Below are 23,430 nucleotides of genomic sequence, written 5' to 3'. Positions count from 1 at the left end.
ATGGAGAAGTATGAGCTTGGTTTGAATAAAAAGTCTTTTTCCTTATTTTATAATGGCGGAGAAGTATGGTGCGAACATTTGGATTCCCTTTATGGTGAAAAAGAACTGTTAAAGCAGAAATTTAAACGGGATCTGATAGAAATCAGCAGACCGTCAACGAGCTCCTTTCTTGTAGTTGTTCTTGATGATTCGGAAGTTGACAAAGATATTTTAGAATGGATCGTTGATAGGTTTGTTATGCTAAAGAAGCCGCTGCGTAAAGTAGTATTTGTCGGTTTGGATTTAAAAATGAAAAATTATATTAAAAAGAAAAAAGCAGATATTTCATTTATGATGACCTGTATCGATGATTTGGAAAAGGCGAAAGAGTGGCTTATTTCGTAAAGATAAGAGCAAACCGAGAGATTCATGCAACTACCCAACCGGCTTATTTACCGGCAATAATTATAACAATGAGATGAAGATTTATTCATATATAAAGAAAGGTGATTCAGTTGGCATATAAATTTATATATTATACGGATGAATATTTTGCTCAGATAGAAGAACTAATACTTAATAGCTATTCAATTGGATTTCCAGCTTATCAGTTTAATTATTTGCAATTTGATAGGGGCATTCATTCAGCATTGGCTAATAACACAGCCAATTGGGAGCAAACAACAGGGTTGTGGTTTGAAGAGCAGAAACTTGCCGCTGCGGCGATAAGTATTGGGGCGTGGCAGGGAGATGCTTTCTTTATTTATGACAGCCAAGGCCGCACGGAAGACAAGGAACTTTTAACAAAAATGTTTCATCATGCAGAAACCCATATGTCTTGTTTTAAGGGAAATGCACCCTACGAGGACAAAACAAGGTACCTTGAACTTACCATTCCACCCTATTTAAATCTTGTAAGAGAAACGGCAAAAGAAAGAGGTTTTGTAAAAGCAGATTCTGTTAGTAAGATAAACATCCTGCCTTTTGACGGAACTTTATTTCATATGGAACTCAGTGATGGTTATTCATTTGCAGACGGAAACGCGGTTCCGCCGTTTTATTCGGCCAATGCTCATATGTTTTCGTTCAATTATACGTTACCTACTGCAAATAATATAAAATCTGGGTTTGAAGATTTAAAAAGGATGAAAGGGTATGATCCTGAATTGGATTTGGTTGTTCTTGATCCGGAAGGAAAACCCGTGGGACTTGCTATCATATGGTATCATGAGGCGATGCAATTTTGTGAACTTGAGCCTTTGGGTGTGGCATGGTGGTGCAGGCGTAAAGGTATTGCCAGGGCTTTGATTTATGAATTGGCTAATAGAGTTATGAAAAAATACCCATTATGCAAAGGTATGGTTGGCGGTGATCAACAATTCTATTGGGATCTGGGATTTTTGACAGAAGCTGAAAACGAAGTCTGGAAATGGGAAAAGAAGTTTTAGAGCATAGACAGAGAAATGAAATAGGCCAGGAAAGAGTATTTCGTAGAAGGGAGAACAGGGATGTTTCGTGTGGAGCAGGTTAAGTCACTGAATGATCTGGAAATGGAAGTATATCAATATGTGACGAAAAATTATGATAAAGTGAAGTACATGAGAATTCGGGAATTGGCTCAGGAAGCCCATGTTTCCACTTCTACGGTACTGCGCTTTTGTAAGAAAATGGATTGTAACGGCTATGCCGAATTTAAGGTAAAGTTAAAGCAGCATTTTGATAAGGGCAAAGAAATGTCTGCTACGGACGATGTGACTGAAGTCATTGACTTTTTAAAGAAAACAACTTCGGACGAATTTGAGAAAAAGCTGGATATGCTGACGGAAGTGATTGTTCGTGCAAACCGTATTATTTTTGTAGGCAGCGGCATGTCCGGGATTGTGGCAAAATATGGGGCAAGGTATTTTTCCAGTATGGGAAAGTTTTGTCTTTATATTGACGAACCTCATTATCCCACGGAGAGCAGATTTTTTGAAAATGCCCTGGTCATTGTATTCTCAGTTTCTGGAGAGTCGAATGATACCATTGGTCATGTGATCCGTTTTAAGGAACAAAATTGCCAGATTTTCAGTGTGACCAATACGGAGAATTGTACTGTAGCGAAGTTATCGGACTATAACATTGCTTATTATGTGACTTATACGCGCCTAAAGGTGTATGATATTACCACTCAAATGCCTGCAATCAGCATTGTGGAACGACTGGGGAAGAAGCTGTACCGGTATACTTCCGAAGAAATGGATCATAATTCAAATTAGGAAAGTTGTGAATTAAAAAAACATACTGTTACGTAAAAAAAACAAGTGAGAATTGATGTCACTTGTTTTTTTGCGTCTTAGAACTAATGACAAGAAACTTGATAAACAGTATAATCACAATCAGCTAAAACTATACGAATTCATTAATTTATAAGAGAGGAAAGAAAAATGGCAAGAGATTATGCAGTTGTATCAAAAGCTATTGTGGAAAATATTGGGGGAATCGATAATATTTCCAGCCTTACCCACTGTATGACCCGTTTGAGATTTGTCTTAAAGGATGAAAGTAAGGCAAATGAAGCGGCGGTCAAAGCCATTGACGGCGTTATGGGAGTTGTAAAGCAGGGAGGGCAATTTCAGGTTATTATTGGAAATCATGTTGGAACTGCTTATCAGGAGGTATTAAAGTTAGGTGACTTTGGAGAAGAAAGTAAAGTTGCAAGGGGAGAGAAGAAAGAGCCTTTGACCCTTAAAAAAATTGGAAATAACATTTTAGACGCCATCGTTGGAACCATGTCTCCGTTAATTCCGGCAATTATCGGCGGCTCCATGGTAAAGTTGTTAGTTATGTTATTGGCTATGGCAAATATATTGCCTGCTGACAGTGACACTTACAAGATCATTAATTCCATTGGTGACGGCGCCTTTTATTTCCTGCCTGCCATGGTAGCAGCTTCTGCTTCTAAGAAATTTAAAACGAATATGTTCCTGGCCATTGCTATTGCAGGAACTTTAATTCATCCGGATTTTCGTAGTTTAATGGAGGCGGTAACGGTTGGAGAGACAGCGGCCCATTTCCTGGGAGTTCCAATTGCGTCTGTAAAATATACTTATACAGTAATTCCGGCAATCTGTATGACCTGGATTTTATCTTATATTGAGCGGGGAGTTGACAGAATTACACCTGCTGTAACGAAAAACTTCTTAAAGCCAATGTTGATATTATTAATTGCAGCTCCTATTGCGATCTTAATCATTGGACCTGCAGGGATTTTAGTTGGTACGTCGATTTCTAAATTTGTATTCTTTGTACAGGCAAAACTCGGTTTTCTGGCAGTTGGTATTATGGGAGCAATATGGCCTTTACTGGTTATTACAGGTATGCATAGGGTGTTTACTCCTACGATTCTGCAGACGATCTCTGATACAGGAATGGAAGGAACCGTTATGCCGTCTGAAATAGGCGCGAACCTTTCCCTGGGCGGAGTTTCACTAGCAGTAGCTTTAAAAACAAAAAACAGAGAACTTCGTCAAACCGCCCTTGCAGCAGCGTCTTCCGCTCTGATTGCAGGAACTACGGAACCGGCCCTTTATGGTGTTGCCGTTCGTTTAAAACGTCCTTTGATTGCGTCTTTGATTACAGGATTTGTTTGCGGCTGTTTGGCTGGAATTGGAGGGCTTGCCAGCCGTTCCATGGTATCACCCAGTGTTTTAACCGGAGTACAGTTTATTGACCCGGAACGTCCGGGAACCAGCATCGCATGGATCGCAGGTATTACGATTTTATCGATTGTATTATCGTTTGTACTGACTTTGGTGATTGGTTTTGAGGATATACCGGAAGAGGAGGAATAAATTGAGCGATTTTCAATTTCCTGAAGATTTCCTTTGGGGAGGAGCCATTTCCGCCAATCAGGCGGAAGGCGCCTTCCGTGAAGGAGGCCGGGGATTAAGTAATATTGACGTACTTCCTCATGGTGTACGAAGATTAGAAGTAAAAACAGGGAATGTTCCCCAACCCCAATTGCAGAAAGAAGAATATTACCCCAGCCATGAGGGAATTGATTTTTATCATTGTTATAAAGAAGATATTGCTTTAATAGCGGAAATGGGCTTTAAAGTATTCCGTACTTCTATTTCATGGTCACGGCTTTTTCCTGACGGAGACGAAGAAAAGCCCAATCAGGTGGGAATTGAATTTTACCGTAGTATGTTTTGGGAGTGTAAAAAGTATGGTATTGAGCCCTTGGTGACGCTGTGTCATTTTGATGCTCCCATGGGACTGGTGGAAAAATGCGGTTCATGGAGAAACAGAAAGGTCATAGATTATTTCCTTCGTTATGCGGATACCTGTTTTAAAGAATTTTCAGGGTTAGTAAAATATTGGCTGACGTTTAACGAGATTAATATTATTTTACACAGTCCTTTTTCCGGTGCAGGAATTGCGTTCCAGGAAGGGGAAAATAAAGCTCAGACTACCTATCAGGCAGCACATCATATTTTGGTAGCCAGCGCTTTGGCTACTAAGCTGGCTCATGAATATGATCCGGGCAATCAGGTGGGCTGTATGCTTGCAGGAGGCAGTTTTTACCCTTACTCCTGTAATCCTGAGGATGTTTGGGAGTCTGTGAAAAAAGAACAGGAAAATTTATTCTTCATTGATGTACAGGTGCGGGGGGCTTATCCCTCTTATGCCCGTAAGCTCTTTCGTGATAAGGGAGTCAGTCTTATTATGGAAGACGGTGACTTGGAGATTTTGAAAAATACAGTGGATTTCGTTTCCTTCAGCTATTATGCCAGCCGCTGCGTAGCTGCAGATATGAATGATAAAACAGCAAATGAGGGCAATATTATCCGTTCTGTGAAAAATCCTTATTTACAAACAAGTGGGTGGGGCTGGAGCATTGACCCCCTGGGACTTAGAATCACCATGAACCAGTTGTATGACCGTTATCAGAAACCTCTGTTTATCGTTGAAAATGGTTTGGGTGCAAAGGACGAGATTGATCAGGCTGGAAGGATACAGGACGATTACCGCATTGATTACTTAAGAAGCCATATCCAGGCAATGAAAGAAGCCATGGAGGATGGTGTGGAATTAATGGGGTACACGGTCTGGAGTTGTATTGACATTGTTTCTGCTTCTACCGGAGAGATGAGCAAACGATATGGTTTTATTTATGTGGATCGGGCAGACGACGGAAGCGGAACGCTGAAGCGGAGAAAAAAGAAATCGTTTGATTGGTATAAAAAAGTAATTGAAACCAATGGAAATGATATAGACTGATAGAGGAATTGCAGACAGCGCAAGAAACTCATAGAAAATTTGAAAAACCGGGATGTTTTTTTCGGCTGCATTTGCAGCCGGAACGAGAGCTCCGTGATAAAAAGGACTTCACATGAGAGTGTGGAGTCTTTTTTTATGTTGTAATTAATAAAGTAACGTATTATATTGGACTATGTTGTTTGCCGGTTTTTACAAGATTGATACATCTATATGTTTATTTATATAGTAAGGCGAACAATATGAAATAATAAGAAGATAAAAACTAACAGATATCATGAATCAGATTCTGGACCTGGCTTTTTAATGATAAAAGGGAAGCTGGATAGAAAGGAAATAAAATGCATAATATTTTAATTGTCGAAGATGAAAAACCTATATCTGATTTTATTAAGCTAAGCTTGAGAACGATGGGATATGAATGTGAACAGGTCTATGACGGGGAAGCGGCAGCAAATAAGGTTTTGGAAAAAAGGTATTCCCTGATTCTTCTGGATATCATGCTGCCAAAGGCTAATGGATTTGAATTAATGGAATTTATCCGTCCTATGGAGATTCCGGTAATATTTTTGACTGCAAAAGGAAGTGTGCAGGACAAAGTAAAGGGCTTCAAGTTGGGTGCTGATGATTACTTGACAAAGCCCTTTCAGATAGAGGAATTGCAGGCCAGGATTGAAAACGTGCTCAGGCGGTATTATAAAACAGATGAAATTTTGTCTTACAGAAATATTTCTGTGAATGTATCATCTCATAAGGTGACAAAAGACGAACAGGAGATTACATTAGCAGAGAAAGAGTTTAAATTACTGGTGCTATTCATTAAAAATAAGAATTTGGCATTATTTAGAGAGCAGATTTATGAGAGAGTATGGGAAGGGGAGTATACTGGAGATAGCAGAACGGTTGATATGCATATACAAAGACTGCGTAAAAAATTAGATCTATATGATCAATTGGTATCTGTATTTAAAATTGGATACCGTTTGGAGGATTAAATGAAACTTTCCTGGAAGATTTTTTCAAATACATTTCTGGTCGTTCTATTTGCATTGACATTAGAGGGCGTTGTACTGCTGTCAATGACATTCCATAAAGCATATCTGCTGGAGGTTGAGAGGGAAAAAGAAAATATCGAAAGCATACATCGGGATCTGGTAACGCTGCTAGCGAATGATAGCAGTACATTGTATAAGGAACCAACAAAAAGTATTGAGGAAGCAATTGATATTTTGAAAAACAATTGGAAGGGTGAATCTTATAGAATAAGCGATGAAAATGGAAAGGTATTGTTTCAGAACGATGATACAGGGTTTTTAGATAAAAAGAGTAGTGATTTATCTCTTTACAGGATTGTATATCGAGTAGAAAAAAATGCTAAGGGTTATTTTTTACAAATGTCAGTTCTGACAGAGTTGCTTAGACGACCTATTATAATTGAGGTTCATAAAGATCTTACACAGATATTTTTAGAGAAAGAGGAGCAGCAAAGAATATTTATAATAACCATAATTGCTGTGGGGGCCATAAGCGCATTGTTAAACGCTGTCAATGTTATAAAGTTAACGAAACCAATTCATAAATTGATTTATGCGGTGAAAAAGATCAGGTCAGGAGACTATACGGAAAGAGTGGAATATAAGGAGAAAGATGAAGTTGGTATTTTGGCAGCCGATTTTAATGGTATGGCGGAACAATTAGAAGAAAAAATAAAGTTGCTGAAGGAAACTGCTAAAAAGCAGGAAGAACTGGCAGGCAGTTTGGCGCATGAAATCAGAACGCCTCTTACTGCCATGATAGGATATGCAGATTTAATAAAGAGAAGCAAACTGGAGGAGCAGGATTTCCTATATGCCGTGGACTATATTATTTCGGAAGGAAAAAGACTGGAAGCACTTTCTAACAAGATGATGCAGTTACTAATAGAAAAGAATGCAACACCTAATTATACCGTGAGTACCGTTCAGAATTTATTGGAAGATGCCCTGGAAGCAATGAAACCCGTTTTTGATAAAAAGAAAATTGCCGTGAAAAAATCTTCTATCAATTTTCCGATCAGAGTAGATATGGAGCTTATGAAAAATGTTTTATTAAATATATTAGATAATGGTGGAAAAGCGGCTGGCGTAAATGGCGAGATTACGATTGAAACAGGCTGTAAGAGCGGTAATGTATGGATCTCAATAACAGATAACGGGATGGGTATGCCAAAAGAGGAGATTTCTAAAATTCAGGAAGCCTTTTACCGGGTGGATAAATCCCGTTCCAGAGCAGATGGGGGAGCAGGCCTGGGATTAGCAATTTGTTCTAATATTATGAATATTCATAAAGGGGAAATACTGTTTGAGAGTGAAGTGGGCAAAGGCACTACAGTGACGTTGGTATGGAAAGGAAGTATCGATGAAAAGGACATTTAATTATGTATTATATCTGACCAAGATAACTGTCTTATGTTTGGCAATCTTGATCTTTCCATATCTTTATTTTCAGTATCAGGACCGGAAGCTGTTAAGTGAGACAAAAGAAATGGATATGAATGTTTTTCAGATGGATAAAATAGAGAATAATACGTTAACACTAGAGGAAAAAATGAAGCTGCTAACTGACGGTAATGCAAATCTAAAGCTTATTGAACTTAAAACAGGAGACAGGTTTAGTCTATATGAGGCGCGCAGGCAATGCTTTCGGGAACTGGGCAAGATTCCTGTTTTGGAGATTACGATATATGGTCCCATATTAAGAGAGATTGATATAACTCCTTACCTGTTAATTGACTCAGAGACACCGTCGAGATCATTGCTTATATGGAAAGGCTATCTGACAATAAAGGATATCAAATATCAAGTCACTTTGGAAGAGGAAAGCGGAAAGATATTATTAATTCAGCCAGTGGGGGGAAAAGATGATATTTTGGACATGCAGTGGGAAAAATATTTAAAAAACCCGCAGGCATAATACAAGTTTGTTACATTTATTTGAGAGAATACAGTATAACCTAAAAACAAATGGAGGATATTCAGATGAAAAACAAAAAATACGGGATGCTGCTATTAGGAAGCCTTGCAATTACAGTAACACTGTCCATAAGTGCTTGCGGAAACAGAGCATTAAACACGCAAACGGATACTGGATCTGCAAAAATAACAGAGGAAGTAACCCAGAAAGAGACGGCCCAGTCAGAAACTACATATTCTGAAACTGCTGGCTCAAAAGAAACATCGGCTGCCAATAACAGCAGGACCGATGAAGTGCCAATGTTAAAGTTACCGGAAGGAATAACAGGCATGAAAGCGGAGTCAAAACCTTTGAAAGAGCTAAGAGATCTGATAATTGAAGACATGGAGGTACCGGAGGAATATTTTGAAACGACAAATTATTTTTATAACTATATTGATTTAAATGATGATGGTAAGGATGAAATATTTGTTATGGTAACAGGTCCTTATACCAGCGGCTCCGGTGGAAGCAGTGCATTGCTGTTATCTGAAAATGGTGGAAAGCTGCATGTTGTTCAGGAATTTACATTAATCAATGAACCAATCATTGTCAGTGATAAGTTAGACAATGGATATCATGAGTTAATAGTTCCGTATTATAACGAAAACAAGTCTCAGTATTCTGTACTAAAGTATAAGAACGGTGCTTACTCTAATGTACCGGATGGAGAGATTATAAATAGTCTGGAGGGAGTAAAGGGGAAAGCAATAATTGCCAATGACAGGATTAATGAAGTGCAGGCAGGAATCATGGGAATAAATCTTAGCGAAGAGTAAATAATGAGATCATGTTGTCTCTAATAATCCAAAAGGTACTGGAAACAGTACCTTTTCTTACGCTATGTATAAAAAATACAATTATGGTACAAACTAACTATAAATACCTGGTGAGGACAAAAACTTATACTTGGTATCCCGTATGTCTTACGAGGATGCTTTTTTAGTTTTATAATAATTCAAGATGATTTGTTTTATTTTGATTTTATTGACTATCAGGTTTTTACACAAATAATGATGAATTTCATTATAAATAATTCTTTTAAAGAGAGGTAATAAACGATGGGAATTATAAGTTGGATTATTATTGGTGCTCTTGCCGGTTGGATTGCCAGTATGTTCACTGGTAATAATAAAAGTATGGGCGCTGGCGCCAATATCGTGGTAGGGATCATCGGCGGTTTAATCGGCGGTTTTTTGATGGGCCTCCTGGGAGGAACCGGCATTACCGGATTTAATGTCTGGAGCTTGATTGTCTCTATCGTTGGTTCCGTTATTTTATTATGGATTGTAAATGCAGTGAGAAGACAGAAGACTGAGTAAAATAATTTACATGGCTGTTCAAGCCATAAAAAAAATATCCTGAAGCGATCTGGATACGCTTGCATAAGCAAAAGGGGTATGTCAAATAGACTGTATTACACAGTACAGACTATTTGATATACCCCATTTTGTATGTTCTTTTAAGAATTCGATAATGTTTTAAATACTTAATAAACTTTAAAAATAGGGATGAAAATAATAAAAGGCATGAGATTAGATGAAAATTCCTTGGTGAACAGAATGAAAAAAGGCTATGAGATACATATGTTATTGTGCACTATATACATGAAAATATAAGAAAGATCATAAAAAATCACTATAATCCTCAACTTGAATTTCCATTTTGCCTATGATATACTGTTGTCAACACATAATTAATAAACAAAGTTTAATAATTGGAATGGAGTTGCGTAATGGAAGAGGAAAAGAAAAGCATGAGCTTTCCCAAGGGACTGTTCTGTGTGTATCTTATATTTTTTTCAGGGCAGGCAATCTATAATACATATTTAAACTTATATCTGGCTCAGATTGGTTTTTCTACAACTCAGATTGGCAGCATGATATCCATATCCACAATCGTGCTGCTGATAGCACAGACCTTTTGGGGAAGTATCAGTGACAGGGCAGAGAGAAAGAATGGAGTGGTTGCTTTTCTCTACATTGCTTCCATTATTTCAGCGCTGGGGTTTTACCTTACGAAAAGTTATTGGCCTGTGTTATTCCTTGTGGCTGCTTTTAGTGCCTTTTTTGTTCCCATTATTCCTTTAAATGATAATTTCACCCTGGAGTCCCTGGCCGGCAGCAAATGGGATTATGGAAGAATCCGGCTAGGAGGGACCATCGGTTATGCTGTAACCGTTGTTTTAGCCGGGTATTTTCTAAAGGATGAGTATTCCTCTATATTTTGGATTGTGGCAGCAGCCATGGCCTTATGCCTGATCTTCTCCTTATCCATTCCGCCTGTAAAGGGCTTTAAGGAACGGAAAGATAAGTCTTCTATATGGAAGGTATTATCCGATAAGACTCTGGTTGTACTAATTGGTTTTAATTTAATGTATGGGCTGGGAACCAGTTTTTTCTACAATTTTTACCCCATTCATTTTGTGCAGATTGGGGGAAACAGCAAGCTGGTTGGTTGGATGATGTTCGCTTGCTCCGTTGTCGAGGTCCCCTGTCTCATGGTTATGCACAGGCTTGTGAAAAAAATAGGGATGTCCGGGGTGCTTATTTTGTCCGGAGTTCTTACCTGCATCCGTTGGACCCTTCTCTATTTTTTAACCGCGCCTATGCTGATTATTCTCACAAACCTGCTTCATGGATTTAGTTTTACAGGAATCAGTTATTGCTTGTTGAATTACATAAACAAAAGGGTACCGGCGGATCTAAGGGCCAGCAGCCAGGTGTTAAACGCAACGATGAGCACTGTATTCAGTAAGCTGGTATTCGGGTATATTGGAGGGGTTGCTTTTGAATTATGGGGAGGTGGTTCCATGATGGCCTGCTCAGCCATAACCATAGGAATTGCCACACTGTTCTTTGGGGTATGGAGCAGAGGAAAAGGCAGGGAGTTGTCTTTTTAGCAGTTGTTGCTGCTTTTAAGAGTAATAAAGGAATGAAAAGGAGAGGGAACATGAAAAAAATGAAAAAAGTGTTAGCGGTACTTGCAGGATCAGCCATGTTGTCATTATCTCTTGCAGGCTGCAGTCAGTCAGCACCACAGACCGGGGGGACGAAAACAGGAACAGAGGCTGCTGATGCGGGTAAGGCCGCATCAGGAGGAAAAGAAAAAATCAGGGTATTTACCTTTTTTACAGGCTCTGACCAATGGGCGCCTGTCTGGTCTGAAGTCATTGCTGAGTATATGGCGGAAAACCCCAATGTTGAGATCGTAGACGAATCAGCTCCAACAGCAGGAGTAAATGACGTATTCCGTACGAAGATGCAGGCAGATATAGCGGCTGGAACACCGGCTGATTTATCCATATTTTATACGGGTGCAGATGGAAAGCCATTGGTGGACTCCGGACTGTTTGTTGATTATGGAACTTATATGAAAGACGACGAGAAGTGGTCCGGAAACTTTAAACAGTCAGCTCTTGACAGTCAGAAATATGATGGAGTGCAGTATAGTCTTCCTTATCTGGGATATTATGAAGGCTTGTTTTACAATAAAGAATTATTTGAGAAGTACGGCCTGGAGGAGCCTGTGTCTTATGATAATATCATGAAAGCCATTAAAGTTTTTGCTGAAAATGATATTCCTGCATTTGCCTCTTCCATGGCAAAGCCCTCTTATCTGCTGGAGCTTTCGATTTTGGCTCAGTCGGGCGGAGAAGGACATAAGAATTACTTTGATGACAGCTGGGCACCGGCACTTGACAGCATTGCAGAATGGTACCAGATGGGGGCCTTTCCTAAGGATACCATGACGATTTCAGAGGATGATATCCGTCTGATGTTTAAAGAAGGAAAAGCAGCCATGATGATCAATGGTTCCTGGTGTGTCAGCGCTTTGGAGGACAATGAAAATATGCGTCTTATTGCAATGCCTGCATTTCCCGGAGGCAAAGGAGGAGAAGACTGCGTAATTGCAGGCTTTGGTTCTGGCTGGTTCTTTAGTAAAAAGGCAGCAGAGCGCAGTGATGAAACACTGAAACTCTTAAAATATCTTACATCACCGGAGATTGTCCAGAGATTTATTGCGGTAGGCGGAAGTTCAGCAATTGAATGTCCTGTGCCGGAAGGTGCTTCTCTTTTAAAGAAGAGCGCGGTTGAGATGTTGAATAAGGCGTCTTATACGGATACGGCTATTGATTCCCAGGTAAGCCGGGAGGCATGGATGGCCATAGCAGATGACGGAGCACCGTATCTGGTAGAAGGAAAGAGGACCAGCCTGGAACTATTGGCTGAGGCACGCAAGATTTTGGAGGCTACCAGCAAATAAAAGAGAGGGAGGAAAAAGTGGCAGAAGTTTTATAGATTCTGCCACTCCTTTTAAAAGGATAGAAAGGGGGAGGTTCGATGAAGGCGAAAAGACAACAGACCGCCATACTGTTTTTGCTTCCGGCGGTAGTTCTTCTGTTGTGCTTCATGATTTACCCGTTGGGAAAGACGATTTATTACAGTTTTACAGCCTGGTATAATTTCTCTGCGGTACAGACGTTTATTGGCCTGGAAAATTATAAAGATTTAATTAAAGATCCGGTTGTCAGAACAGCTCTTCGCAATACAGCGATTCTGATGGCAGGGGTTCTCTTATTTCAGATCGGCTTTGCCCTGATTCTGGCGATTCTGGTAGATGGAGTCAGGCATTGTTTTAAGTTTTTCCGAACAATCTATTTTTTCCCGATTGTAATATCAGCGACTGCAATTGGTCTTATGTTTACCCTGATATATAAGTATGAATATGGACTTCTCAACTATTTCATTCCCCTGTTTGGTGGGGAAAAGCAGGTATGGATCAATGAAAAGACTTCCATTTACCTTGCCCTGATCCCTGTTGTGTGGCAGTATGTTGGATTTTATTTTGTGATTTTTCTAACAGGCATATCAAACATATCCTCTGATATTTACGAATCAGCCATGCTGGATGGGATCAGGCCGGTGCAGAAAGCTGTTTATATCACTGTGCCAATGCTGCGCAGTGTTCTTACGTCTTCGATTGTTCTTGTAGTCTCCGGATGCTTTAAAGTATTTGATATTATTTTTATGGTTACCAATGGCGGTCCTTTGGATTCCAGTCAGCTTTTAAGCACTTATATGTATCAGAAGGCATTTGCAAGGGGCAATGGGGGATATGCCAGTTCCATAGCCATAGTAATGATCGTTCTTGGAGTTGCAGTAACCAGTGTGCTTAGAAAGATGCTGCAGGGAGGTGAGGAGGATGCATGAGGCAGGGAAAGGAAAAGAGCTGGCGGCCAGGATACTAAAATACATAATTTTAATATTCTGGGCTTTAACAACTATCATTCCGCTTTTATGGGTGTTTATTAATTCCTTAAAAACTTCAGAGGAGATTGTAAAAAACGGAGTAGCACTTCCTGCGGCCATACAGTTTGACAATTATAAAACCATTATGAGCTACCCGGATCTAAGCATGTCCAGGGCCTTTATTAACAGCTTCATTATATCAGGCTCTGTTGTAATCGGTGTTGTGTTAATCGCAGGACTCGCAGCATTTTCACTGGGAAGATTCCGGTTTAAATGGACGAAGTATGCAGATGCAGTATTAATTGCCTGTCTTCTGGTTCCGTCCTTTGCAACCATGATTCCAAACTTTGTTACGATCAGTAAGCTGCCTGTCCGGGGAACCCATGCAGCAGCAGTTATTCCCCAGATTGCAGGGAATCTGTGTTTTTCTATTACCTTACTGACCGGATTTATGCGCTCTCTGCCGGATGAACTGGATGAGGCAGCGATCATAGATGGCGCCTCACCGTTTTATGTATTAACCCATATTACCATGCCATTATCCAGACCCATGTTTGCAACTGTGGGAATCATGGTATTTATCTGGTCTTATAATGATCTGCTGACTTCCATGGTATATCTTTCCCAAAGGTCGAAACAGCCAGTCTGTGTGATCTTATCAATGGTAAGCAATATGTTTGGAACAGATTACGGCAGCATGATGGCAGCGATTATTGTTACAATTGTGCCGCTGCTTGTTTTATATGTTATATCCCAGGAACAGGTTATCAAAGGTCTTACAGCAGGGGCTGTAAAAGGTTAGAGATGTAAGGAGGGTGTTTTATGGAATTACTTGTCAATCATTTGGGTTATGATGCATCTGGTAAGAAAATGGCGGTTTATCAGGGGAAGAAAGAGGATTGCCCTGGAGGATTCAGGCTTTTTAAAGCGGATGGACCGGTTGTCCTTGAAGGTGAGGTAAAAGAATGGGGAACTGTGGCACAGTGGGAAACCGGCTATTACTGGACCCTTGACTTTTCAGAATGGAAGGGTTCCGGGAAGTTTCAGTTACATCTTGAAACAAAAGACGGAACTGTGAAAAGTGATGTATTTGAAATCAGGGAATCCTTAATTACCATGAGGCTGTTAAATGCAGCAGGCTACTATTTTAAAGCCCAAAGATCCAGTGGAGAATGGCTCTTTGAGGACCGGAAACTGGGCTTTGCAGGAGAGCGGCAGGGGCAGGTTGATGCTCATGGAGGCTGGTTTGATGCCACTGGAGATTATGGAATCCATTTATCTCATTTATCACATGGAACCGTGCATAATCCTCAGCAGTCTTCTTTCAGTGCTTATGCATTTTTTAAAGCAGCGGAAGAGCTGGAGGCCTCCTGTAATGAGGAATATACCATGATAAAACGAAGGATGCTGGATGAAGGAACTTATGGAGCTGATTTTCTTATGCGGATGCGTGCACCCTCGGGAAGCTTTTACCGTTCGATTAACAGGGGAAATGCCCTGGATCATGTAAGGGGAAATAGAAAAGTTGGATTTGAATACCATGGTTCCAGCTCCCAGTTCAGTGAAAAGGCATCAACTGCCGATGCTGAGACCGTTGAGGATGCAAATTATGAAACCAGTCTAAGGTCAGGAGGAGGAACTGCAATTGCAGCATTGGCAGCAGCCTCCAGACAGTTTTATCCGGGAGCTGATTACACAAGGGATGAGTATCTTCTGGCAGCAAAGGATGCATGGCATCATTTGTCAGCAAATAATGAAAAGTACACCAATGATGGGGTATGGAATCTGATTGATGAATACTGTGCTCTACTGGCATTAACAGAGCTTTATAAGGCCAGCAAAGAGTATGAGTATCTGGCACAGGCAGGAGATATGGCGGAGCGTATTTATGCACGTCTTGTTATGGAGGGGGAAACGGCAGCTTATCCTACCTCTTATGGCAGCCTCCCTTATTATCATGCAGCCGATGAAGGGCTTCCTGTCATTGCACTGCTTGAATATGCTTCTATAGAAAAAAACAGGGAAAAGTCTGTAAAAGCGGTGAGAACATCAGAAATGATAATGAAGCACATTCTTACTATTACATATTCTGTTTCAAATCCCTTCGGCTATCCGAGATTTCTTTTTGAGGATAGTGATGGGGTGAAAAAAACCCAGTTCTTTTTCCCGCACCATACAACAGTAGAGCCATGGTGGCAGGGAGAAAATGCCAGGATCGCTTCCTTATCGGCAGCGGCCAGAGTCCTTATAAGGGTTACAGGTGATGAGGAATTAAAGGATCAGCTGGAGTATTTTGCAGATAATCAGATTAACTGGATCATGGGCTTAAATCCCTTTGATTCCTGTATGATGGATGGCTACGGCAAAAATAATATCCAGTATTTCTTCAAAGACCGGTATGATTTTTTGAATTGCCCGGGGGGTATCTGCAATGGAATCACAAGCGATGAGAGCAATGAAGAAGGAATCGCATTTATCCGGGAACCAGGCGGCACAGTGAGTGATAACTGGCGCTGGGCGGAACAATGGATTCCTCATGTATCATGGTTTATTCTTGCACAAGCCTTTAAACGGAGATAGGAATTAATCCTTAAACAGTGCTTCCAGGCGTTTGTTAAACACTGTGACGGCGGCGCCGATGATGCCTGCGTCACGGCTGATGGAAGGCTCAATTAAGAGGGTGTTTTGTGTCAGGGTGGTACGGAGCGTATCCTGTATTTTCTGAAGCAAGCCTTCTCCTAAAGCAAGAGGTACAATTCCTGTCAGTACACAATGCTGGATATCCAAAAGATAGGATATGTTGGACAGAGTAAAGCTTAAATAGGGACAGAGATAATTAATGATATCTTCCCGTATGGACTCCGGCAGGCCGGGATTTTGCTGCAGGCTGATCTGAAAATGCTTATATATGGCATTTAAATTAATAAGCTGCTCAAATGGGGTTGGTTCAGGCACCTCTGTTCCCGGTATCTGACAGGAGCTGATCATCATGTTTCCGATCTCTCCTGATTTATGAGTGGCACCGTACCACAGTTCCCCATTCATCATATAGCTGACACCACAGCCTGTACCCAGGGTGAAATATATGAGATCCTGGTATTCCGGGTTCTTACGGCGTAAGAAGGCCTCTCCCTGACAGGCAAACTTTACATCATTGTCAAGGAAAAACGGAACTGTCAAAGTTGAGGCAAATTCCGAAAATGCATCTACAAATGGAACTTCATGTTCAATATTCATACCTGACATATGAATGATGCTGTTTGTTTCCGGGTTAATCATAGCGGGAAAACCGATTCCAATACCCAGAACCGGAATGTGGTCATTGTCAGCCAGGGTCATTAAGGTATTGATTTCTTTTGTCAGCTTAGATAATTTCAGAGTATGATTCTGAGCGGGAAGATAAATGGATCTGCAGTACTGGCAGGTGCCCAGCATATCAACCAGACCCAGATGAACGACCTGGCCTTCAAATTCAATGCCAATGGCATAACAGGCTCTTGGGTTAAACTTAAGGAGATGGCCTTTCCGCCCAGCTCCGGAGCTTTGCTCTGTCTCTTCTAACTCAATGACAATGCCAAGCTCCAGCAGTTTATCTACAATTTTTGAAACAGTGGGGAAGCTGATGCCTGTGATACGGACCAATTCCGCCCGGCTCATAAGATGCTGGTTTCGGAATAAGTCAAAAATCATCATTCGGTTTTTGGTTTTAAGATATCTTGGCATGTATTGGTTCAAGGCAAAGCTCCCTTCTGCGGTATCATTATACTAGAATCATAGCATTAGAACTACAGTCAGTCAAACAATTTTCAGCTTTCTATAAGGAGGAACACATGGCACAGAAAATGATGGAATACATTAAGGAACAACCCGCAATATGGGCAAGAATGGCAGAGGAAAGAGAGGATATTTTCCGGGAACTGAAGGAATGTGAATTAAACCCTGTAAAACGGATTCTGATCATTGGTTCAGGCAGCTCTTACATTGCAGCAATGGCAGCAGCAGACTTTATGGAGAAGATTCTTGGGATAGAAACAACTGCAGCAGTACCTACCCGCTTAAGTGGTTTTATAAAGGTTTTGAAGCCTGAAGATACCCTGGTCCTAGCGGTATCCCAGTCAGGAAAAAGTACTTCTACCATATCGGCAGTAAAAGAATGGAGAGAAAAAGGATTTACAGTTATAACTGTAACATCAGACCTTAAGTCACCTGTCGCTTTACAAGGAAACCTGCATCAGCTTATAGCATGCGGGGAAGAAACTGTGGGGCCTAAAACAAAAGGAATGACTGGAACGGTTTTAACGTTAACCTTTATGGGATTGGTACTGGGGCAGCGCTGGAATCGGGTGGAGGAAGAGCAGTTTACTCATTTCCTTTATGAATTAAATAAATCCATAAAGGCAGCGCCTTCCAATATAGAGGCCTCCATGGACTTCTGTAGAAGAAATGAAGATCTGCTTGCGTCCATGCAGCATTTTACCCTGATATCAGAGGAGGCCGGATACTATACGGTTCTGGAAGGGGCTTTGAAAATCCTGGAAACCTTGTACGTACCTGCTTCGGCTTATGAATTTGAGGAGTATTTACATGGAATTAATAACACCATTGAGCCTGGACTTTGCAATCTGTTTTTACCTGCAGGAACTCATAATTCAGAACGTATGGCAGTTTTAGAGAGATATTCCAGGGAAAAGGGCTGCATTAATTTTGTCATAACCTCTCTGGATTGGGAGAGCGGAAGTCATGTTTTGAATCTGTCAGGAAGTCAAGAACCGTACTTTTCCATGTTCCAGGCTTTGCTCGCTTTTCAGATCATGAGTGTTTATGGATCAGAACGTAAATGCATTGAATGTGATACCCCCAAATTTCATGATTTTTACCGGGTAATGAACACAAAGGCATAATTTAGGAGGGTATGATGAAATACTATGCTGGTTTAGACATAGGCGGATCTGTCGCACGAATGAAGATTGAATCTGCTGAGGGCAATGTCATAGGAGAGTTTTATGGTACGGGAGGTACCATGAATACAGATGGGTTTGAGCTATGCAATGAAAAGTACCGTAAGTTTATTCTGCCGGTGCTGAAAGAAAATCACTTAAAAGCAGAAGATTGTATACGGATTTGTATTGCTGCCAGCGGAATTGATTCCAAAAGGCAGGAAGAGGAATGCCTGAGATCTTTTACAGAAATGGGTTTTAACCGGGAAAGCATAGCAGTCCATAATGATTGTGAGATTTTTCTTCATATGTCCTCAGGACCGGCAATTGTACTGATAAGCGGCACCGGTTCCATAGCATTTGCCAGAGGGGAGTCCGGAGAGATTACGCGCTGCGGCGGCTGGGGCCATGTGCTAAGTGACGAGGGAAGCGGCTTTCATATGGGAATGAAAGTAATAAAGGAAGCTGCCAGCCATATTGACGGAAGACAGGACTGTCCGATTCTGTATAAGTTATTCGCGGAAAAAAGCGGCTTAACAACATTAGATGAGATTAATGTTTTTGTTAATGACAAGCTGATGGAGAAGGCGGAAATTGCCTCTTATTCAATTCTTGCAGAAAAGGCCTGTACTATGGGAGAGGAAGCGGGATTAAAGATCATCAGGGAGTGCAGGGATGAACTGTTTACTCTTGTCAGAGATGTTTATAATAAAGCGGGGCTTCATAAGTATAAGGGAGAAAAGCCCGTAGAATTATGGAATTGGGGAAGTGTGCTGTTAAAAAATAAGATTTTAAGGGATGAATTATCTCAGATCATTGATCGTGAATTTCCAAAGATGATCATTAAAATTCCTGAATTATCAGCACTGGATACGGCTTTGGAGTTAGCGAAACGTTAAGTTCTATGCATCTTCCCTGTTCTATAATTCAGGAGATAAAAAAGCATGTTAATAAATAGAATATCCAGCAGAAAAAGAGGGGGCTGCCACACTAAGTAATTAGTGCGCAGCTTCTTTTTTGGTTCATCCAACGGATGTGGTCCGGTATCGATGGAAGCGGTTTCTTATGGATTGTATCCTTTTATCAGTGAAAGGCCGTGAATATAGTGCTGCTCAAGAAGCTGTGAGGCAAGGTCAAATTGGCCGGAGCTATAGGCATTGACAATATCCCTGTGCTGCTCGGTGGAACAGGACCGGTCCTCAGCTGTGCGGATAGCAAACTTTATTAGAAGGAATCGGATTAGATTGTATCTCTTGTAGGTCTCTTTCAGAAACTGATTGCCGCAGAAGTCAAAGAACGACTTATGAAAATGGAAGTCAGCATCAAAGTAGGCATCGTCATCCGCAGCGATTGCCTGCTTATTTAAATATTTTTTCAAATGTTTTGTCACTTCCCTGTCGGCATCCTTGGCAACGGTCATATTGAGAGCTACACAGGAGATAGCCGCAATGAATTCATTGATTTCTGCCGCATATCCATAGTCAAAGCTGATTACCTGGGCACCTGTTTTTGTAACCTCTTTTACGAGGCCGTCCTGATAAAGCTTGTTGATGGTATCTCTCACCGGTGTGGAGGAAACCTGAAAGCGTTCCTGCAGTTCTCTGTTTGTTATTTTGCTTCCCAGAGGAATGGTTCCGCTCATGATTTCATTTTTTAGGATGTCGTATATTTGTTCGCTTAAGGTCGTTTTCACAAGTGTACTCTTCATCATCTTCTCCTTCCTGATTATCTAATTGTAAATAACATTTTACTATAAGTCTCTCTTAAAAGCAATAAAAGGACAATTGTTGATCTGATATGACTATATATTTCCCTAAACCGTAGGAATTAAAAATATCAAAAAAACTTATAAAAAAATATTGACAAAACGCCTTTTGGTTGTATAATATAACTAACACACATGATGCATCATACATCATGCATCATAAACGAACTTGAAGGTAGAATGTAAAAAACTAAATATTGTGAAGGGGGATAGGAAATGCAACTATTTGAATGGCTGGTGCTTACCATCGTAAAGATTGTAATGGCACTCAATAAACTGTTGTGGGGCGACATGTTTATTCTGGAATTTTCAAATGGTGAAACTAAGTTCGGCATATCATTGCTGGTAATCCTGCTGATTCCCGCAGGACTTTATTTTACCGTTAAAACGAGATTCCTGCCGTTTAGGCTTTTTCCTGAAATGATTCGGGCGACTTTGAGGAAAAAGACAGGAGAGGATCAGAATTCCATTTCTGGTTTTCAGGCACTGATTATTGCTACGGCCACCCGCGTGGGTATGGGGAATCTGGCAGGCGTGGTAGCGGCAATATCCTTTGGTGGCGCAGGTGCGGTATTCTGGATGTGGGTAACTGCTATCATAGGCTCGTCTACCTCATTCATAGAATCAACACTGGCGCAGATTTACAAAGAAAAGGATCCTCTTTATGGAGGATACAGAGGTGGGCCTGCCTACTTCATGAACAGGATCCGGTTTATTACAAAGGTGAAGCGTGAAGATATCTTTGTAAAGGATGTGCAGAAGGAAGCAGAGTATGTGGCAATGGACGGCAACACCTATTACATAAAGGGCTGCAAGTGTACATTTCTCGGAATTGCATTTGCACTCTCGGGTCTGCTTTGCTGGGCTGGTATCAGCCAGGTAATCGGAAACTCAGTTTCCACTGCCTTTAAAAATGCATTTGGTATTCCCCAGATGACTACGACTGTGGTTCTGGTTGCAGTTTCCGCATGCATCGTGCTCCGTAAGAATGCAATCGTGAAGGTACTTGATAAAGTTGTGCCGATTATGGCATGCGCCTATATTGCAATTACGCTTTTCATCATTGCCAAGAACATTGTTCATCTTCCGGCTGTGTTTGGCAGCATCTTTTCCCAGGCATTTGGACTTAAGCCTATGGTAGGCGGAGGCTTGGGAGCTGTTGTCATGAATGGAGTGAAGCGCGGTCTTTTTTCAAATGAAGCCGGAAGCGGATCCGCCCCCTGTGCAGCAGCGGCTGCCGAGGTGGATCACCCGGTAACGCAGGGGCTGATTCAGTCTCTTGGCGTTTTTATCGATACCCTGGTAATTTGCAGCTGTTCCGCATTCCTGATGCTTCTGGCACCGGATGAGGCGATCAGTGGATTAGAGGGAATGGATCTTTTGCAGGGAGCCATGAACTATCACTTGGGTAGATTCGGAGTTATTTTTATCGCTGTTATCTTGTTCTTGTTCAGCTTTTCCACATTTATTGGCATTCTGTACTATGCACGCAGTAATGTCGCCTATATTTTCAAGGATACATGGGCGGCTCAGACTGGATACACGATTTTTGCACTGGTGATGCTGTTTATCGGCGGAATCGCTGCATATAGTTTTGTGTGGGATTTAGGAGACCTTGGAGTAGGGCTTATGACCATTTTCAATATGCTGGCAATCATTCCGTTGTCAGGCCAGGCCATTGCATCGCTTAAGGATTATGAAGAGAATTTTTCAATTAAGAAAAAAAATAAAATTATTTTGCAGGAGGAATTATAATGGATATGATGAAATTTGCACCGGAGCCTTTCAAAATTAAGATGGTAGAACCTATGGGAAACTTAAACAAAGAAGAAAGAAAAGAAGCCATCAAGACCGCAGGATATAATACGTTCCTGTTAAAATCAGAGGAATGTTTTATTGACCTTTTGACAGATTCTGGAACCAATGCAATGAGCGACAGACAGTGGGCAGGGCTGATGTTAGGTGACGAAGCCTATGGCGGCTCCAGGAACTTTTATCATCTGGAAGAGACTGTACGCGAACTCTTTGGATTCCAATATGTAGTTCCAACTCATCAGGGGCGGGGCGCAGAGAACATTCTGTCTTCTCTTACCATTAAGCCAGGAGACTATGTGCCAGGCAACATGTATTTCACCACAACCCGTTTCCATCAGGAACACAATGGGGCCACCTTCCGTGACGTGGTTATTGATGAAGCCCATGATCCAAACGCAATCCTGGACTTCAAGGGCAATGTAGACTTAAATAAGTTCCAGGCTCTTATTGACGAAGTCGGCGCAGACAGGATCCCCTATATCTGCCTTGCAGTTACTGTAAACCTGGCAGGCGGCCAGCCCGTTTCCATGGCTAACATAAAGGCTGTATCCGAAATGGCCCATAAGTATGGCATTAAGGTAATGTTTGATGCTACCAGATGCGTGGAGAACGCATATTTCATCAAGACAAGAGAAAAAGGTTATGAAGACAAGACCATCAAGGAGATTGTTCACGAATTGTTCTCCTACGGCGATGGCTGCACCATGTCCGGAAAGAAAGACTGCCTGACCAATATCGGCGGATTCCTGTGCATGAATGACAAAGATTTATACATCCGTGCAACTGGAATGGTGGTACAGTATGAGGGTATGCCTACCTACGGTGGAATGGCAGGAAGAGATATGGAGGCTATGGCAATTGGTCTTAAAGAGTCAATGGAATTCAACTACATCAGTCACCGTGTCAACCAGATCCGTTACCTTGGTGAGAAGCTGGACGCTGCAGGAGTTCCTATGGTTAAGCCGAGCGGCGGCCATGCAATCTTTGTAGATGCCCGTTCATTCCTGGATCATCTGGATCAGAAAACGGACTTCCCGGCACAGGCTCTGGCAGCAGCTGTTTACGAGTTCTCCGGTGTTAGGACCATGGAGCGCGGCATTATCTCCGCAGGCAGAGATAACAAGACAGGAGAGAACCATGTGCCGAAGCTGGAGACCATCCGTCTGACCATACCGAGAAGAGTTTATACATATGCTCACCTGGATTATGTAGCTGACGCAATAATCCAGCTGTATCAGATAAGACATGACATCAGCGGTCTGAAATGGGTCTATGAGCCAGAAGTACTGCGCTTCTTTACCGGACGCTTCGAGCCTAAGAATGGAGAGTTAATTAAGGGATTCTGAAACTTAAAAAGATAGCTTAGCTGTGAAATAAGAGAAAATGCTGTTTTCAGTCTTGTCAGGGCTGGAAACAGCATTTTCTCTTA

Annotated in this window: 21 protein-coding genes; 19 read left to right on the top strand and 2 right to left on the bottom strand. The window is 41.3% G+C overall.

Translation table 11 applies throughout. From position 1 onward, the window contains the following. From BMW45_RS04745 to BMW45_RS04675, 15 genes are all read left to right on the top strand, one after another. The gene (locus BMW45_RS04745) at positions 1-384 is read left to right on the top strand and encodes a hypothetical protein (protein ID WP_092240962.1); all 384 of its coding nucleotides are present in this window, start codon (positions 1-3) and stop codon (positions 382-384) included. Between the two features lie 110 nt (positions 385-494). Beyond that, complete coding sequence (locus tag BMW45_RS04740) at positions 495-1,427, top strand: GNAT family N-acetyltransferase (RefSeq protein ID WP_092240960.1); 933 nt, start codon at positions 495-497, stop codon at positions 1,425-1,427. A gap of 60 nt (positions 1,428-1,487) precedes the next feature. After that, a complete protein-coding gene (locus tag BMW45_RS04735) occupies positions 1,488-2,237 on the top strand; it encodes a MurR/RpiR family transcriptional regulator (RefSeq protein WP_092240958.1) in 750 nt (249 codons plus the stop codon). Positions 2,238-2,405: 168 nt separating this feature from the next. Further along, positions 2,406-3,812: a PTS cellobiose/arbutin/salicin transporter subunit IIBC gene (gene ascF, locus BMW45_RS04730; RefSeq protein WP_092240956.1), complete on the top strand. Its 1,407-nt coding sequence runs from the start codon at positions 2,406-2,408 to the stop codon at positions 3,810-3,812. A gap of 1 nt (position 3,813) precedes the next feature. Then, positions 3,814-5,244, top strand: a complete 1,431-nt coding sequence (gene ascB, locus BMW45_RS04725; protein WP_092240954.1) for a 6-phospho-beta-glucosidase — start codon at positions 3,814-3,816, stop codon at positions 5,242-5,244. Positions 5,245-5,582: 338 nt separating this feature from the next. Further along, positions 5,583-6,236, top strand: a complete 654-nt coding sequence (locus BMW45_RS04720) for a response regulator transcription factor (RefSeq protein WP_092240952.1) — start codon at positions 5,583-5,585, stop codon at positions 6,234-6,236. 84 nt (positions 6,237-6,320) lie between these two features. Further along, positions 6,321-7,655 carry a sensor histidine kinase gene (locus tag BMW45_RS04715; RefSeq protein WP_166433276.1) on the top strand — a complete coding sequence of 445 codons (1,335 nt, stop codon included), beginning with the start codon at positions 6,321-6,323 and terminating at the stop codon, positions 7,653-7,655. Beyond that, entirely contained in the window at positions 7,639-8,193 is a 555-nt protein-coding gene (locus BMW45_RS04710; protein WP_092240948.1) for a hypothetical protein, read from the top strand. The genes BMW45_RS04715 and BMW45_RS04710 overlap by 17 nt, the downstream gene beginning before the upstream one ends. A gap of 65 nt (positions 8,194-8,258) precedes the next feature. Continuing rightward, positions 8,259-9,011 (top strand): hypothetical protein, encoded by a 753-nt coding sequence (locus tag BMW45_RS04705; RefSeq protein WP_092240946.1) that lies wholly within the window; start codon positions 8,259-8,261, stop codon positions 9,009-9,011. Positions 9,012-9,293: 282 nt separating this feature from the next. After that, entirely contained in the window at positions 9,294-9,554 is a 261-nt protein-coding gene (locus BMW45_RS04700) for a GlsB/YeaQ/YmgE family stress response membrane protein (protein ID WP_025230990.1), read from the top strand. Positions 9,555-9,967: 413 nt separating this feature from the next. After that, positions 9,968-11,134, top strand: coding sequence for an MFS transporter (locus tag BMW45_RS04695; RefSeq protein WP_092240944.1), 1,167 nt, complete (start codon positions 9,968-9,970; stop codon positions 11,132-11,134). A gap of 50 nt (positions 11,135-11,184) precedes the next feature. Next, positions 11,185-12,498 carry an ABC transporter substrate-binding protein gene (locus tag BMW45_RS04690; protein WP_092240939.1) on the top strand — a complete coding sequence of 438 codons (1,314 nt, stop codon included), beginning with the start codon at positions 11,185-11,187 and terminating at the stop codon, positions 12,496-12,498. Positions 12,499-12,575: 77 nt separating this feature from the next. Then, the gene (locus BMW45_RS04685) at positions 12,576-13,445 is read left to right on the top strand and encodes a carbohydrate ABC transporter permease (protein WP_092240937.1); all 870 of its coding nucleotides are present in this window, start codon (positions 12,576-12,578) and stop codon (positions 13,443-13,445) included. Continuing rightward, a complete protein-coding gene (locus BMW45_RS04680; protein WP_092240935.1) occupies positions 13,438-14,286 on the top strand; it encodes a carbohydrate ABC transporter permease in 849 nt (282 codons plus the stop codon). Before BMW45_RS04685 ends, BMW45_RS04680 begins: the two co-directional genes overlap by 8 nt. Positions 14,287-14,306: 20 nt before the next feature. Then, a complete protein-coding gene (locus BMW45_RS04675; protein ID WP_092240933.1) occupies positions 14,307-16,064 on the top strand; it encodes a glycoside hydrolase family 9 protein in 1,758 nt (585 codons plus the stop codon). A gap of 3 nt (positions 16,065-16,067) precedes the next feature. On the opposite strand, the gene BMW45_RS04670 is transcribed toward BMW45_RS04675, so the two are convergent. Then, on the bottom strand, positions 16,068-17,219 hold the full coding sequence (locus tag BMW45_RS04670) for an ROK family transcriptional regulator (RefSeq protein WP_025230996.1): 1,152 nt from the start codon (positions 17,217-17,219) through the stop codon (positions 16,068-16,070). 95 nt (positions 17,220-17,314) lie between these two features. On the opposite strand from BMW45_RS04670, the gene BMW45_RS04665 reads away from it, so the two are divergent. Both BMW45_RS04665 and BMW45_RS04660 read left to right on the top strand, forming a co-directional pair. Then, positions 17,315-18,385: an SIS domain-containing protein gene (locus tag BMW45_RS04665; protein ID WP_025230997.1), complete on the top strand. Its 1,071-nt coding sequence runs from the start codon at positions 17,315-17,317 to the stop codon at positions 18,383-18,385. Between the two features lie 11 nt (positions 18,386-18,396). Further along, positions 18,397-19,320, top strand: coding sequence for a BadF/BadG/BcrA/BcrD ATPase family protein (locus BMW45_RS04660; RefSeq protein ID WP_092240931.1), 924 nt, complete (start codon positions 18,397-18,399; stop codon positions 19,318-19,320). 164 nt (positions 19,321-19,484) lie between these two features. Here BMW45_RS04660 and BMW45_RS04655 read toward each other — a convergent pair whose 3' ends face one another. Continuing rightward, positions 19,485-20,132 carry a GntR family transcriptional regulator gene (locus tag BMW45_RS04655; protein ID WP_242882904.1) on the bottom strand — a complete coding sequence of 216 codons (648 nt, stop codon included), beginning with the start codon at positions 20,130-20,132 and terminating at the stop codon, positions 19,485-19,487. Positions 20,133-20,402: 270 nt separating this feature from the next. Here BMW45_RS04655 and BMW45_RS04650 point away from each other — a divergent pair, with 270 nt between their 5' ends. Beyond that, on the top strand, positions 20,403-21,941 hold the full coding sequence (locus BMW45_RS04650) for an alanine/glycine:cation symporter family protein (protein ID WP_092240927.1): 1,539 nt from the start codon (positions 20,403-20,405) through the stop codon (positions 21,939-21,941). Then, the gene (locus BMW45_RS04645) at positions 21,941-23,347 is read left to right on the top strand and encodes a tyrosine phenol-lyase (protein ID WP_092240925.1); all 1,407 of its coding nucleotides are present in this window, start codon (positions 21,941-21,943) and stop codon (positions 23,345-23,347) included. Before BMW45_RS04650 ends, BMW45_RS04645 begins: the two co-directional genes overlap by 1 nt. The last annotated feature ends 83 nt before the right edge of the window (positions 23,348-23,430 follow it).

Source organism: Lacrimispora sphenoides (assembly GCF_900105215.1).
GTDB lineage: Bacteria > Bacillota > Clostridia > Lachnospirales > Lachnospiraceae > Lacrimispora > Lacrimispora sphenoides_A.
Note: the sequence above shows the minus strand (reverse complement) of the source record. Positions and strands in the feature narration are given on the sequence as shown.